The sequence below is a fragment of the Paraburkholderia sp. RL17-383-BIF-A genome (assembly GCF_046028015.1).
Taxonomy (GTDB): Bacteria; Pseudomonadota; Gammaproteobacteria; order Burkholderiales; family Burkholderiaceae; genus Paraburkholderia.
On record NZ_JARESR010000035.1, the window covers coordinates 70,348 to 83,350 of the forward strand.

Here is a 13,003-nt window from a genome sequence, read left to right on the forward strand (position 1 = left end):
GACCGTTACGCCGGATCGCCGGCCTCTTGCGGCGCGGCGGTGTCCGCTTTGCCTTTGTTCGACTTGTTCGCTTTGGCTGCGTGACGGACCCGGCCGCCGGCCGGCGCCCGTGCGCGCGAGGCGCGCTCATCAGGTTCTTCCCGGCCTTGGTTGCCTGGTTCGTTGCCGGGGTTGCTGCTCTCATCAGCAGGTTCGCTGACCTCTCCCGTGAAAGCGGCCAGCACGCGCAAGGTCGCTTCGAGATCGCTGCGCGAGACGTCTTTCAATGCCTGCGCGCGCAGCGTGACCAGTTCTTCTTCCATTTTCGCGGTAACCGCGCGGCCTTCTTCGGTGAGCACCACGGTTTTTGCTCGACGGTCTTCGGGGTCTTCGTCGCGGCGCATCAAACCCGCAGCGCACAGTTGATCGAGCAGCCGCACGAGCGACGGCCCTTCAATGCCGATATGATCGGCGAGCGTGACCTGGCGCACCGCCGAGCCGAGCCGGCTCGCGGTCAGCAGCGGTGTGGCGCATGCCTCGGAGACATTGAAGGCCGCCAGCACGCCATGGCTCGTGCGCCGCCATTTTCGGGCGGCGACGACCAGTGTGCTGCTGACCGTGCGGCGCAAGGTATCGAGATTCGACATGGCCGCTATTGTATTTCTTTAAAAATTCGTTAGCAAACTATTGAATCGACCTTCTCGTGACTCGGGCTCATCATTAGAATCGCGCTCACGCCGCGAGCCCGAGCCGTACCGTACGCGCCAGGTCATCGAGTTGAAACGGTTTGCGCAAGATCGTGCAGCGCTTTACCGCCAGCCCGGAAATATCCACATCCGCATAGCCGGTGGCGAGGATCACTGGCAAATCCTCGCGTAGCTTGCGCGCCTCGGCGATCACGTCGATGCCGTTCATGCCGGGCATGGCGAAGTCCACCATCAGCAGGTCCGGCTTGTCGTCCTGCAAACGGTTCAGACCGGCGCGTCCGTCGGCGGCTTCGGTCACGGTGTAGCCGAGCATTCGCAGCGACTCGACCAGCATGGCGCGCACCTCGCCATCGTCTTCAACCACCAGCACGCGTTTTTCGCCCACCACGTTCGCTTCCGCGTTCGCTGCGGCTTCGGCCTGCGGCGTCACGCGTTCGCGCAATGGCAGCCAGATCTCCACAGTGGTGCCGACGCCTTCCTCGCTGAACAGACGCGCAGTGCCGCCGGCTTGCGTCGCGATACCGTAGACCTGGCTCAAGCCGAGTCCCGTTCCCTTGCCGATCGGCTTGGTGGTGAAGAACGGATCGAACACGCGCGACACGACATCGGGTGGTACGCCTGAACCGGTATCGGCCACTTCGATGACCACGTAGGGGCCGCCTTCGAGTGTCTGATCCGGCGCTTCGCGCTCTTTCACGCGAATGCCGAGCTGGCCGCCGGCCGGCATCGCATCGCGTGCGTTGATGGCGAGATTGAGAATGGCCAGTTCGAGCTGATTGGCGTCGGCCTCGGTCCACATCTCTTCGCCGTCGAAGTCGTTGGTATAACGGATGCTCGACCCGAGCGACACCGTGATGATGTCGCGCATGCCTTGCAGCAACGTCACCACGTCCACGGCTTTCAGATCGAGGTTACTGTTGCGTGAGAATGTGAGCAACTGACCCGTCAGTTTCGCGCCGCGTTCGGTCGCCCGCTTGACGGTGGCGGCCATGCCACGAAGACGCTCATCGCTGCTCACGCGTGCGATCAACTCCGCGTTGACCATGATCACGTTCAACAGATTGTTGAAGTCGTGCGCAATGCCGCCGGTGAGTTGCCCGAGGGCTTCCATTTTCTGCGATTGCACGAGCACGGCCTGCACTTTGGCGCGCTCGTGAATCTCCATCATCAACCGGTTGTTGGCGGAAGCCAGTTCGTGGGTGCGTTCGGCAATGCGACTCTCCAGCGAGTCGTTCAGTTGCACCAACGCCTCCTGCGCCTGGATCCGTTCGGCCAGGTGACGGCGCGACTCGTATTGCCGCGCCCGTGCCCGCAATGACGACGCCACTGCGCGCCGCAGTGTTTCCGAGTTCAGCGGACGTTCGAGCACGACCACGTTGCCGAGCCGTTCCAGCACTTGCAGCCCGCGTTCTGAGCGATGCCCGACGCGTGAGGCGGCGAGCAGGGTGAACGGGAAGTCGGACCAGGCCGGCTGTTTTTCGAGCCAGTTGAACAGGCGCATGGCGTGGTCGCCCGCGAGCGCTTCTTCGGCGATCAACGCCGCGCCCGCGCCGGCGTCGAGCGCCTCGGTGAGCGCGTCGGCATCGCGGCATGCCATGCAGATGCGGTGGTCTTTTTGCAGTACTTCGGCGATCACATCGGCGTCGCGGCCAAACGGTGCCAGGATAAGGACGCGTTGCTCCATGAACTCACTTCCCGGGCGTTTCGATGACGCGGTTCGTTGCCCCGAGCAGGGCGGTACTGCCACGATAAGCCGGCAATCCGGACAGCACGCCTTCGAAGTCGCGCAGCGCCTCGCCGACTTCCACGCCGCCGCTACCGAGACGGAACTGGCGGATCGAGCGTTCGTGGGCGTTGGCGCGGCTCTTCACGGCAGTCACGGCGGTGAGCACTTCGCCGTGGTGCTCGAAATAGCGGAACAGCACGACCACGTCGCTCAGATAGCTGATGTCGATATCGTTCTGCACCTCGCCGATAATGCCGTGCTGCCCCAGCACGAGCATCGTGATGACGCCTTGCTGATTGAGATAGCCAAGCAGTTCGTGCATTTGCAGCAGCAGATAGCGCTCGCCGGGCATGGCCTGGAGATAGGCGTTCAGGCTGTCGATCGCAACGTACCGGACGCCTCTGTGTTCGACCGACTTGCGCACGTCGCTGGCGAACTCGCCCGGCGAGATTTCAGCCGGATCGATCTGGCGCAACGTCAACAAACCGCTCTCGACGTGCGGGGCGAGATACATGCCGAGCGCCGCACAGCGGATCATCAGCGTGGTCAGCGTTTCGTCGAATACGTAATAGACGCAACGTTCGCCGCGCTCGAGCGCCGCGATCAGGCACGACACCACCGTGGTGGTCTTGCCGACGCCCGAGGGGCCAATCAGCAGCGCGTTGGTGCCTGGGATCAGTCCGCCGCCAAGCAGCGCGTCGAGGCCTTGCGTTCCGGTGCTCACCACCTCGGCGTTGAACTCCGTGTGGTGCTCGGCGGCGACGAGGCGCGGATAGACATGGATGCCGCCGGTGTCGAGCGTAAAGTCGTGGTACCCCTCGCGAAATTTGATGCCGCGCATCTTGGCGACGCGCGCGCGGCGGCGATTGCCGCCATAGTCGTGTACCAGATTGTCGAGGCTGATCACGCCGTGCGCGATGCTGTGCAACTGCACGTCGCCCGGGTCGGACGTATTGTCGTCGAGTAGCAGCACCGTGCATTCGCGGGTGGCGAAATAGCGCTTGAGCGCGAGAATCTGTCGCCGGTAACGCAGCGGGTTCTGCGACAGCAGACGCAACTCGGAGAGGCTGTCGAGCACGATGCGCGCGGGTTTGAGTTCGTCGACCTGCTGGATCACGTTGCGCACGGTTTCGCCGAGTTCCACTTCGGCCGGGTGCAATACGGTCTGCTCGTACTGGGGGTCGAGGCCTTCGTCGGAGAGCAGTTCCAGCACCGTGAACCGGCTGATGTCCCAGCCGTGACTGTCGGCCACCGCGATCAATTCGGAGCGGGTTTCGGAGAGGGTGATGTACAAGCCTCCCTGACCTTCTTCTACACCCTTGAGTAAGAACTGCAAGGCCAGGGTAGTTTTACCTGTTCCGGGCGCGCCCTCCACCAGGTACATGCGGTGCGCTGTCAGACCGCCTCCGAGGATGTCGTCGATTCCTTCGATTCCGGATGACAGGCGGGCCGGTGTGTTGGCGACGTGTCTGTTTGACATGGCGTGGCGTTTCGCGTGAATGAGTGGCTGATCATTTCCAGCCGGTACGCCGAGAATGCAATTTGCGTGCCCGTCGACGCCGGCCTTACGCGCCGGCGCGTGCCATCACCAGTTGAATGAAGCGCGTGGCAGCGCTGTTATGCAATGCCGCCGGATAGGCCAGATGCAACGGCGCGCTCAGTTTCGACGGATTCGCGAGCGTGCAATACACGGTGCCTACCGGGTCGTAACGTTGCATGGAAGCAGGCACCAGCGTCACGCCGAGACCCGCGGCAACGAGGTTGATGCCCGACAGCATGCGCGGCACTTCACGCGCGATCCGCGGGACGAAACCCGCTTGCCGGCAGGCCGCGAGGATGTCGGCATACATGCCGGGCGCGCCCGGGCGGCGGACCAGAATGAAATCTTCGTGCGCCAGCGCCTTCAGCGACACGTGCGGCCGCTTCTTGCCCTTGAGCAAGGGATGGCCGACCGGCAACACCACGACCATCGGCTCGTCGAGGAGCAACTCGAAGGCTACGCCCTCGCGCGCTTCGACGGGCTTGCGCAGAAACGCCGCCTGAATCTGCCCCGCAGCCAGGCGCTCGATGATCTCCGCCGCATTGAGTTCGGCAAGCTCCACGGCGACTTCGGGACACACCTTGCGAAACGCGCGGATCGCCTCGGTCGTGAACGGATGAAACGCCGCGGAACTCGTCAACCCGATCGACATCGTGCCGAGTTCGCCGCGCGCAATCCGGCTCGCCTTGTCCACCGACTGCTGCAGGTTCTGCAGCAAGCGTTGCGCGTCTTCCGCAAAGGCCTGCCCGGCCGGTGTCAGGGTGACGCCTCGTGGCATGCGCACGAAGAGTTCGAAGCCGATCTCTTCTTCGAGCGTTCGGATCTGCTGCGAGAGCGGGGGCTGCTGCATGGCAAGGCGCTCAGCCGCACGCGTGAACTGGCCTTCTTCAGCGACTGCCAGGAAGTAACGCAGATGCCGCAATTCCATGGTGTTTCGTCTCCCGGCTGCATTCGAACGCCTGCCCACTGCCATATTCATAAAATATGGGTTGTGCGTAAAACAGGTATTTTACATTTGCCACAGCCGACCCTACGATCGTAGTCGAGTTTTTCAACGACAGATTTGACGATGCACCGCGTTCAAGACAGTGCACGGTAATCAGGAGCAAGCTACATGACGGTCAATCTCTCACGACGTTTCGGTATGCGCTGCGCGTTGACAGGCGCTGCACTGCTGATGACGCTCGCGCAACCCGCGCTCGCGGTCCATCCTTACGAGCCGCATATGAAGCCGGTGGCGACAATCTCGGATACGCGCTTCACGCTCGACACGCCGCAAGGGCACGCGGAATTTCCGCTGTATCTGTCGAAGGACTGGCGTGTCGCGCAACCGCAGGTGACGCGAGCGGTGATCGTGATTCACGGCAAACTGCGCAATGCGGACGTGTACTTTCGCACCGCGCAGAACGCCCGCGATGCCGCGCATGCAGACCCCGACGCCACGTTGCTGATCGCGCCGCAATTCCTCGCCACGCTCGATACGCGCGTTCACGACGAACCTGCCGATTTGCTGCGCTGGACAGGCGACGCCTGGATGGGCGGCGAGGCGGCTCGCGCGCCGCTGCCCATCAGTTCCTACGAGGTGCTGGACGCGATCGTCGCGCGGCTCGCCGATCGCAAGCTGTTTCCCAATTTACGGCACGTGGTGTTCGCCGGGCATTCGGGTGGTGGACAAGTCGTGCAGCGCTACGCTGTCGCGGGGCACAACATCGCTGCGCTGACTGGCGAGGGTATCGATGTGCGCTACGTGGTGGCAAGTCCTTCAACCTATGCGTATTTCGACGCGCAACGGCCCAACGCGCAAGGCGTGGCTGCGCCGTTCGATGCCGCGCAATGCCCCGACTTCAATCAGTGGAAATACGGCATGGACAACCGGCCGCCGTATCTCGACAACCGTACACCCGCGCAACTCGAAGCGGCCTATGCGGCGCGGCGGATCGACTACCTCGTCGGCGGCGCGGACGATGATCCGCAGCAGAGCGCGCTCGACAAGACCTGCGCGGCCGAAGCGCAAGGGCCACAGCGCGTCGCGCGTGCGCAGGCGTACTACCGCTATATCCAGTCGCGCCACCCGGACGGCTTGAAGCAGAGCTTTCACATCGTGCCCGGCGTGGGGCACGACGGTTCGCGCATCCTGACCTCGGTGTGCGCGCTGGCGGCGATGTTCGACACTCAGGGATGCGAACAATGAGCGAAGCGACCTTCAATCAGCGTGAAGGAAGCGCGTCCGGCGCCGGTGCCTCGAACGCATTGAGTCCCGCGATGGTGCGGCGTGCGATCTTCGCCTCCGTGCTCGGCAACGGGCTCGAGTGGTTCGATTTTCTGATTTACGGCTACTTCGCGAAGATCATCGCGCAAGTGTTCTTTCCCGGCGGTAGTGGTTTCGTCTCGATCATGCTGACGCTTGCCACGTTCGCGGTCGGTTTCATCGTGCGGCCGATCGGCGGCATTCTGCTAGGCATTTATGCGGACCGGGCAGGGCGCCGTAAAGCGCTGTCGCTGCTGATCATTTCGATGGCGGCCAGCACGTTGCTGATGGGCCTCACGCCGGGTTATGCGCGCATCGGCGTCGCGGCGCCGATGCTGGTCGTGCTCGCTCGCCTGCTGCAAGGGCTCTCCGTGGGCGGACAGTTCGCGACCGCATCGGCGATGTTGGTCGAGTATGCGCCGCCGCACAAGAAGATGTTCTATGGCAGCTTCAACATGTCGGCGCAGGCGTTTGCGCTGCTGTTGTCTTCCGGGGTCGGTTATCTGCTGACCACGCAGCTCACGCATGAGCAACTCGTGGCGTGGGGCTGGCGTCTGCCGTTTCTGTTTGGTGCGTTGGCCGGGCCGTTTGGGTTTTATATTCGCCATCGCGTGGCCGAGTCGCCGGAGTTCGAGCGCCTGCTCGACCACAAGGACAAGCCGCCGCTCGTCACGATCCGCCAGTTCTTCCGTGACAACGGCGATGCGGCGGTCTGCGCGATGGGCGTGATCATCATCGGCGCGGCGACCAATTACGTGTGGCACTCGTATCTGTCGGTGTATGTCGAGCGGCAATTGCATCTGCCGCTCTCTACGGCGTTGCTCGGCGCGTTCGTGTCGGGTGTGCTCAATCTGTTTCTGTTTCCGCTATCGGGCAAGCTCGCCGATCGTTATGGCGCGTACAAGCTGTTCTATCCGATCGTGATTGCGTGGATGGTTTGCGTGTACCCGCTTTATCACTTCGTCGTGACGAATCCGACGCCGGGGCATCTCTTCATCGCGCAGATGGTCGCGACGGTGTTTCTCGCCGCGATGTCCGGTGCGCATCCCGGCATGCTCGCCACCTTGTTTCCGGTGCGCAGCCGGTCGGCGGGCGTGGCGCTGTCGTACAACATTGCGGTGACGCTGTTCGGCGGCATGGCGCCGCTCACCATTACCGGCTTGACGCGCGTGACAGGCAGTAGTCTTACGCCCGCGTTTTACCTGATTTTTGCCGGTTTTGTGTCGCTCGCGATGGTGTACTTCACGCGTGCCGGACGTATGGCGGGTGACACTGCGCCGAGGCCCGCCACTCATTGATCAACCACGAGCGTATTGCATGACCCAGTACTTGATGACAGACGACGAGCGAGCGCCGAATGAACGTCCGGTGGCGGTGGTCGCGAGCCGGCATCTGAACGTCACGACGCGAGCCGGCAGCGGCACTGTGCCCGTGTTCGCGAATGGCGACTGGCTGGCGCCGACGCGCGACGTTCGACGCGCCGTGATTCTGATTCACGGCCGCCTGCGCAACGGCGACACTTACTTTGATCTCGCCGAGCGGTCGTGCGCACTTGCCGGCGGCAGCGCGGCCGATACGCTGCTGATCGTGCCGCAGTTTCTCGCGACCGCGGATGTCGAAGCGCATGCGTTGCCGCCGTCCACATTGCATTGGGACTGGACGAGCTGGATGGGCGGCGAAAACGCCGAAGGTCCCGCGCCGATCAGTTCATTCGATGTACTCGACGCCATTGTGCACACGCTCGCATCACGCGAGCAGTTCGCGTCGCTCGCCGAGGTGGTGGTCGCCGGGCACTCGGGCGGCGGGCAGGTCGTGCAGCGCTATGCGGTGGTCGCGCGCAGCGAGGCACCGCTCACCGCACGCGGCATTGTGCTGCGATACGTGGTGGCGAATCCTTCGTCGTATGTGTATTTCGATGCGCTGCGACCTACAGCCTCTGGCGAGTTCGCGGAGTTCGATAGGGCGATGTGCCCGTCGTTCAATCGCTGGAAGTACGGGCTCGAAGATTTGCCGGCTTACGCGCGCGAGTCGGGCGACGCTGGTTCCGCGGCGGCGCTCGAAGCGCGCTACGCGCAACGCGACGTCACCGTGCTGCTCGGCGGCGCGGATTACGATCCGCAGCATCCGGCGCTCGACCGTTCATGCGCCGCGCAAACGCAAGGAAGCCACCGTCTCGGGCGAGGACTCGCTTATGCGCGTTATATGGCGGCGCGGCATGCGGAAGGATTGGCGACGCATCGGACGTTCGTGATCGATGGTGTCGGGCACGATGCCAAAGGGATTTTCTCATCGCCTCAAGGACTGGCTGCTTTGTTTGGTGCGGGTCTGTGATGCGCGTGGCGCGAGAGCGTGTGTGAGGCGCTCGGCGCGCATGGGCACGAAGCGTGCTACTTCGCTTCATGCTACTTGTAAGCCACTTCGAGGACCGCGCCGACATGAACAGAACCCGATTGCTTGCCTCCGCGCTTGCCGCTGCATCATTCGGCGCGTTGCTGCCGTGCAGCGCCAATGCCGACGACGCGCCTAGCCCCTGTGCATCACTGAAACGCATCGTAGCGGCGGCGCCTGGCGGCCTCGTGTCGTTGACGCCGGACGATGGCAAAGGCGTCGCGCAACCCTACGGCGACGACGCGCAATGTTCGGCGAGCCACGGCAGCTATCAATGCACGTGGACGCCGCATCACGACGCCGGTTCAAATGCGGACGCGCTGCAAGCGGTCGCGGCGGACGTCGCGTCGTGTTTGCCCGACGCGACACACGACCAGAATTCGCCGGGACGGCAGCACTTTTATCTCGGCGCGAAGGGCAAGCGGACCGACATTACCGTAACGCCGACGGGTTCGAACAAGTTGCGCCTGGTGGTGTCGGGTAAGTGAATCGGGCTGCGGCGTGAAAGCGGCTAATGCGTCGCCGGCCACCACGACCAGCCGCGTGATGAGCGCCGCAACTCGATCATCGAAAGCGGTGCGATTTCAATGCGCGAAAACACCACGGGCGATGCCCCCAGCGCATACACGATCGCTGCTCTGAGAAGCGGCGCGTGCGTGACGGCGACCACGTTGCACATATCGGCCGATGCAAGGTCGGGCGTGCCGCCTAGCGCAACGAGCCATTCTCCTACCCGCTTCACGAGCTGACTGAACGACTCGCCGCCGTGCGGCGCGGCGTCGGGATCGCGTATCCATGCGGCGAGGTCTTGCGGCGCTTCGGCTTCGAGATCGGCAAGCCGCCGCCCTCGCCAATGGCCATAGTTCATGTCCGCCAGCGCGACATCGACCGACGCGGCGAGGCCGAGGGCCGCCGCCGTATCTCGTGCGCAGACGGCCGGGCTCACATAGGCTGACGCGCTTTCCGCGATCGCCAGACGTGTGTTCGTGGCGTGGGCGCGGGCTTCTGCGATAGCGCGGGCGTCGAGCGGGTCATCGGCGGGGAAACGGCCTGCACGTTGGGCTGCGGTCGATGCGTGGCTGATCAGTAATAGCCGTATGTCCACTCTGTTCATTTCCTGTGAGGCTGCGCCGAAAAGGAGCGTAGGCAAGAAGGGTGCGTCCGCTTTGCGTTGCCGGGTGCCGGAGTTTAGCGCGTAGAATAGCCGGACTGCGAAGCACGGAAGCCGGTGAAAACCCGGCGCGGTCGCGCCACTGTAATCGGCAGCACATGCCGAAAGCCAGACCTGAGCTTCGCATCATTCCTCTGCAACGACTATCGGGGCGCGTAACCCCAGGAGATGTCCATCATGACAGCTGTTTTCGATCCCGCTTCGCAGGCCGCTTCTCAGCCCGTTTTTGAACCCACGCCGATTCCGCTGCGCGAGTTGCTGCCGTGGGTCGTGTTCGGGGGGCTGCTGCTGTTGCTCGCGCTTTACTTCGTGGGTGCGGAACAGGGCGCCACATCGCTGGTGCCCGGCATGTACGTGCATGAGTTCGTGCACGACGGTCGCCATCTGCTCGGCTTTCCCTGTCACTAACGGAGTCGGACATGGTCGGTAAATTGTTGGTGCGCGGGATGCTGGCAGGCATCGCCGCGGGACTGCTCACGTTCGGCTTCGCCCGGGTCGCGGGCGAGCCGCAAGTCAATCAGGCGATCTCATTCGAAGAAAGGGCCGATGCCGCGAAAGACGAGGCGCCCGAACCCGCGATGGTGAGCCGCGAGACGCAACAAGGACTCGGCCTGTTGACCGGGGTGGCGGTGTACGGCGCGGCGTTTGGCGGGTTGTTCTCGTTGGTGTTCGCTTACGCGTATGGGCGCGCGGGGGCATTGAGCGCACGCGCGTTGTCCGCGTGGCTGGCGCTCGGTGCGTTCATTGCGCTGGCGGTCGTTCCCAACCTGAAGTATCCGGCGAACCCGCCTGCGGTCGGCGACCCGGAGACGATCGGGACGCGCACGGGCCTGTTCTTCCTGATGATTGCGATCTCGCTGGCCGCGATGGTGTTTTCGCTCAAGGTGCGGCGCCGTGTGGCCGCGAAACTCGGCTCGTGGAATGGCTCGATTGTGGCGGGGTTGGTGTTTGTCGTGATTATCGCAGCGGTGCAACTGTCGATGCCGTCTTTCAATGAAGTGCCGGAGGGTTTTCCGGCGGCGCTGCTGTGGAAGTTCCGTGTGGCGGCGTTGGGTATGCAGGCGATCATGTGGACGACGATTGGACTGCTGTTCGGCGCGCTCGTTGAGCGCGGTGCGTTTATGCGGTTGGGCGGTCGGCCGGCGGTGTAGTCGGCTTGATGGTTGGTGGAGGCGATGGGCGCAACCGCCTCGGTGGTTGTGCCCGGCGTTCTCTGCCTGGCTCGTCGCTGTTTGCGCGCGGGGGGCGAGAAGGTTTGTGCGTCAAGGAGTTGGGGCTGTTGTGGGGTGGTTATCCACAGGCTTGAGCACAGAATCTGTGGATAAAGTTCCAGCATTGAGACGTCCCAGCTTCGCGGCCCGGTCGTCGGGGGCAAAGCAGAGCAATCCTATGCCCGCGCCAATCCAGCCGGTTTGTCGGGCAAAGCCGTTGTTGTTCAGGTCGAAATAAGTCGCGCTGGTGTTCAGGGGGCAGGTTTATTCCTGAGCCGGTCAGGTCAAGAACTAATGGGCTGGTTGAGTCCAACGGAGGGCCGTCGTATTTGCCCAGGGCGCCGCCACCTGCGCCTGAACCGGGCCAACGCATCGGCGACACTCGCAATTACCGCTCCAATGGTATTCAGCACGTCCGCGACAGTACTTGCCAGGTTCAGACCACTTGCGCTTAGCCGATTCGAGCCCGCCCGCATGGGCGCGGGAATGCGGTCGAACGCGATCGCCGAGGAACCGACAGGCGGAGCCCATCGAATGCGGGGTACCGGACTTTAGCTACTGGCTCGCGCTAACCCCACGCGTCTTGCTGGAAGGTGTGCGGGTATTCGCTGACTGGAGGTCAAACTGATTACCCACCGCTACTGCTGACCGAAGTACCGATGCAAGGCACTGCCCCTCTCATCGATAAACCGCCCCGCATTTCAAATGTGAGATAGCCCTACGACGCAAGGTGAAAGAATACGGCTTTGACGCATAGCTAAGCGAGCAAATGACATTCAGTGAGGAAAGCAAATCAGAGAACGGTTCCACTCGAACGCCTTTGCGCCTATTTATCCTGCCTATTCTCGTGTGGTTCACCGGAGTAGTGCTGTCCGTCAACTGCCACGTTGGCGTGTGGGTAATCCGGGACGTGTATCTAGGCGATTTCTCGGTGGTGCTTGGTCTGCTTTGGGCCTACACATTCAAGAGACTTCGCGAGCCGCTGAGAAACATCGCTGCTCACATCACAGTAACTTCGGTAGCCATGGGACTGCTTGTGTGTGCCGCCGTATGGCAATGCATATTGGCCCTGCCACGCTTCACCGCGCAGTCTTCACGAACTTTCGATGTCACATACGAGCGAATCGGCGGCAGGAAGGGATGCCGGTTTGGCGTTGAGTTTAGGGATGATTTCATCCGGGACACAATCAGGGTATGCGGACCGGCCTCGAATATTCCGGGCAATCGAGCCTACGGCCGGCTTCGTGTCCATGAGGCGACTGGCCCATGGGGCGTTTATATCCTGAAGTTGGTGGCTATCAAGGAAAATCGGACCTAGAGCCCTATGCGTCAACTGGCAAAGAAGTGACATGTCCCTGTCGGGGCGAAACGTATTCGCGAGTGATGCTAATCGCTACCGAGGTTCGTGGTGCGAGGGACTACGCTGTACCTCCATTCGTCTTGCGTTCGCCATTTCACTAATTGCAGTTCGCGGTATCTGACGGTTGTCGTTATAAATTCCTACGCCTCGTGTCGATATTCCCAAGCCATGGTTTATGTGAATGCACGGAGAGCGTGATTTTAGGAGTTATCGCATTCTGCGGTAATCGTGATCCCTATAGGTTACCTGTGCGTCAAGCAAATAACCTATAGGAATAAGAATGAGAAGACACAGACTGTACGGAGAGGCGACCGGATTTTTAGGCCGCCTGGTGGTTGCCTTCACGTTATTGGTTCTTGTGTTCACCGCGAACGCAGACGACTGCTTCTCACTGTACGCAAAGTCCGGCGCCACACCGGGTTCCAAGACATGCAAGCTCGACGTCACAAGCAATACGCCTGGCGGAATGGGCAACTATGCGTGTATTAACGACCTCGCACTAATTGATCAATGGTGCAGCTCAACCGAAACCCCGCCTGACGATACCTGCCCGGTGGCGGACCCGGTGTTTCCGGCAAATGGAGTTGTCACGCTTTCTGAAACTGACTTTGCTAGCGGCGATACGTCGCCGCTCGTGTTCAGTCGTAGCTATCTTTCGAAGCCGTTCGACAAG

At 62.3% G+C, this 13,003-nt stretch carries 12 protein-coding genes and 1 riboswitch; of the genes, 7 read left to right on the top strand and 5 right to left on the bottom strand.

Features of this window, described 5'->3' with window-relative positions:
• Window positions 1-5 precede the first annotated feature (5 nt).
• The 4 genes from P0D71_RS29895 to P0D71_RS29910 all read right to left on the bottom strand — a co-directional run bounded on the left by P0D71_RS29895 (window position 6) and on the right by P0D71_RS29910 (window position 4,880).
• On the bottom strand, window positions 6-626 hold the full coding sequence (locus P0D71_RS29895) for a MarR family winged helix-turn-helix transcriptional regulator (RefSeq protein WP_408186605.1): 621 nt from the start codon (window positions 624-626) through the stop codon (window positions 6-8).
• Window positions 627-711: 85 nt separating this feature from the next.
• Window positions 712-2,370, bottom strand: coding sequence for an ATP-binding protein (locus P0D71_RS29900; RefSeq protein WP_091804316.1), 1,659 nt, complete (start codon window positions 2,368-2,370; stop codon window positions 712-714).
• 4 nt (window positions 2,371-2,374) lie between these two features.
• Complete coding sequence (locus P0D71_RS29905; RefSeq protein WP_408483311.1) at window positions 2,375-3,892, bottom strand: ATPase domain-containing protein; 1,518 nt, start codon at window positions 3,890-3,892, stop codon at window positions 2,375-2,377.
• An 85-nt stretch (window positions 3,893-3,977) separates the two neighbouring features.
• Window positions 3,978-4,880 carry a LysR family transcriptional regulator gene (locus P0D71_RS29910; RefSeq protein ID WP_091804308.1) on the bottom strand — a complete coding sequence of 301 codons (903 nt, stop codon included), beginning with the start codon at window positions 4,878-4,880 and terminating at the stop codon, window positions 3,978-3,980.
• A gap of 186 nt (window positions 4,881-5,066) precedes the next feature.
• Between P0D71_RS29910 and P0D71_RS29915 the strand changes: the two genes are divergently transcribed.
• The 4 genes from P0D71_RS29915 to P0D71_RS29930 all read left to right on the top strand — a co-directional run bounded on the left by P0D71_RS29915 (window position 5,067) and on the right by P0D71_RS29930 (window position 9,076).
• Window positions 5,067-6,143, top strand: a complete 1,077-nt coding sequence (locus P0D71_RS29915; RefSeq protein ID WP_408483312.1) for an alpha/beta hydrolase — start codon at window positions 5,067-5,069, stop codon at window positions 6,141-6,143.
• A complete protein-coding gene (locus tag P0D71_RS29920; RefSeq protein ID WP_408303031.1) occupies window positions 6,140-7,498 on the top strand; it encodes an MFS transporter in 1,359 nt (452 codons plus the stop codon). The genes P0D71_RS29915 and P0D71_RS29920 overlap by 4 nt, the downstream gene beginning before the upstream one ends.
• Window positions 7,499-7,517: 19 nt before the next feature.
• The gene (locus P0D71_RS29925; RefSeq protein ID WP_408483313.1) at window positions 7,518-8,531 is read left to right on the top strand and encodes an alpha/beta hydrolase; all 1,014 of its coding nucleotides are present in this window, start codon (window positions 7,518-7,520) and stop codon (window positions 8,529-8,531) included.
• 104 nt (window positions 8,532-8,635) lie between these two features.
• Entirely contained in the window at window positions 8,636-9,076 is a 441-nt protein-coding gene (locus tag P0D71_RS29930; protein WP_408483314.1) for a hypothetical protein, read from the top strand.
• 23 nt (window positions 9,077-9,099) lie between these two features.
• Here the strand turns inward: P0D71_RS29930 and P0D71_RS29935 are convergent, their stop codons facing one another.
• Window positions 9,100-9,693, bottom strand: coding sequence for a histidine phosphatase family protein (locus P0D71_RS29935; RefSeq protein ID WP_408483315.1), 594 nt, complete (start codon window positions 9,691-9,693; stop codon window positions 9,100-9,102).
• Between the two features lie 88 nt (window positions 9,694-9,781).
• Window positions 9,782-9,934: riboswitch (adenosylcobalamin (AdoCbl) riboswitch) on the top strand.
• Between the two features lie 2 nt (window positions 9,935-9,936).
• Between P0D71_RS29935 and P0D71_RS29940 the strand changes: the two genes are divergently transcribed.
• The 3 genes from P0D71_RS29940 to P0D71_RS29950 form a co-directional block, all read left to right on the top strand.
• Complete coding sequence (locus tag P0D71_RS29940; RefSeq protein WP_408303027.1) at window positions 9,937-10,167, top strand: CbtB domain-containing protein; 231 nt, start codon at window positions 9,937-9,939, stop codon at window positions 10,165-10,167.
• Window positions 10,168-10,178: 11 nt separating this feature from the next.
• Window positions 10,179-10,910 carry a CbtA family protein gene (locus P0D71_RS29945; protein ID WP_408483316.1) on the top strand — a complete coding sequence of 244 codons (732 nt, stop codon included), beginning with the start codon at window positions 10,179-10,181 and terminating at the stop codon, window positions 10,908-10,910.
• 1,700 nt (window positions 10,911-12,610) lie between these two features.
• A partial coding sequence (locus tag P0D71_RS29950) for a DUF6531 domain-containing protein (protein WP_408483317.1) occupies window positions 12,611-13,003 on the top strand: 393 nt, incomplete at its 3' end.